General features: G+C 34.2%; 1 protein-coding gene and 1 pseudogene. One reads left to right on the forward strand and one right to left on the reverse strand.

Features of this window, described 5'->3' with window-relative positions; genetic code table 11:
• Positions 1-168: 168 nt before the first annotated feature.
• A pseudogene (locus AC27FM_RS12550) lies at positions 169-492 on the reverse strand (Tn3 family transposase); the annotation flags it as partial.
• Between the two features lie 199 nt (positions 493-691).
• On the opposite strand from AC27FM_RS12550, the gene lnu(A) reads away from it, so the two are divergent.
• Positions 692-1,177: a lincosamide nucleotidyltransferase Lnu(A) gene (lnu(A), locus tag AC27FM_RS12555; protein ID WP_001829870.1), complete on the forward strand. Its 486-nt coding sequence runs from the start codon at positions 692-694 to the stop codon at positions 1,175-1,177.
• Positions 1,178-1,423: the final 246 nt, after the last annotated feature.

Genomic DNA, 1,423 nt, shown 5'->3' on the forward strand with positions numbered 1-1,423 from the left:
GGACAGTTCTAATGAACACTTGTAATTCCTAGTATAGCACAGAAATAAAAAAGACCAATAGGGTATACCCTATTGGCCAGGTTCTTACTTATACAGGGGTCCCGAGCGCTTAGTGGGAATTTGTATCGATAAGGGGTACAAATTCCCACTAAACCAATGTTTCAAGGCCTATTTATTTTTTATATTCAATTCTCTTAAGTGTTTAGGAATAGATAACAAGTCAAATTTATACTCTCCAAGAAAAGTGATATGCTCCCAATTAATAGGAGATACATGCTTCATATACTTAGTTACTTCGGGATCTATTTTGACGAGATAATTATAAGCTGCTTGTAAGTAGACGGCGTTCCATATACTTATTGCATTTATTAACACATTAAGCGCACTAGCACTTTGAAGTTGTCGGCGAATATCGCGCTCCATAAATTTTCCGCGTCGCCCAAAAAATAGTTCTCTAGCTAAAGCATTAATCGCTTCTGTCGTAGTACCCCCCAGAAGTTGGTCGATTTTTTTCAAAATCTCCCCCAGAGTTTTTTTGTTTTCAACCTTTTTTTAACAAAAAACATCTAAAAACACTGTTATATCAGCATTTATTTAGTTATTATAAAAATGTAGTTGTTTCTATATAGTATCAAGACAAGAAGAAACTCGTTTTCAACTCGTTTCAAATTCCCAAGTTAGGAGGGATAAAATGAAAAATAATAATGTAACAGAAAAAGATTTATTTTATATTTTAGATTTATTTGAACACATGAAAGTAACTTATTGGTTAGATGGTGGCTGGGGGGTAGATGTATTAACTGGAAAACAACAAAGAGAACACAGAGATATAGATATAGATTTTGACGCTCAACACACTCAAAAAGTTATACAAAAATTAGAAGATATCGGATACAAAATAGAAGTTGATTGGATGCCTTCACGTATGGAACTTAAGCATGAAGAATATGGGTATTTAGATATTCATCCTATAAATCTAAATGATGATGGATCAATTACCCAAGCAAACCCAGAAGGTGGTAATTATGTTTTCCAAAATGACTGGTTTTCAGAAACTAATTACAAAGGTCGAAAAATACCATGTATTTCAAAAGAAGCTCAACTTCTTTTTCATTCTGGTTATGATTTAACAGAAAAAGACCATTTTGATATAAAAAATTTAAAATCAATAACATAATTGCTTTATTCCAATTGCTTTATTGACGTTGAGCCTCGGAACCCTTTTAAAAACCGTGGGCTTCCGCCCACACCTGACAAACGCAATGCGTTTGATCATGCCTCTGAAAAGTGAGTAAACAGTCATACCTGTTGGCTTTTCTGTCGGTTTACAAAAGCTAAATGACAACAAAAAAGCTGCAAGGGTAAATGCACTCACTACGTTCGCCCTTGCAGCTTTTTCTATTGCCATTTTTAACGCTTATGC

The organism is Companilactobacillus sp. y65-5 (assembly GCF_057541095.1).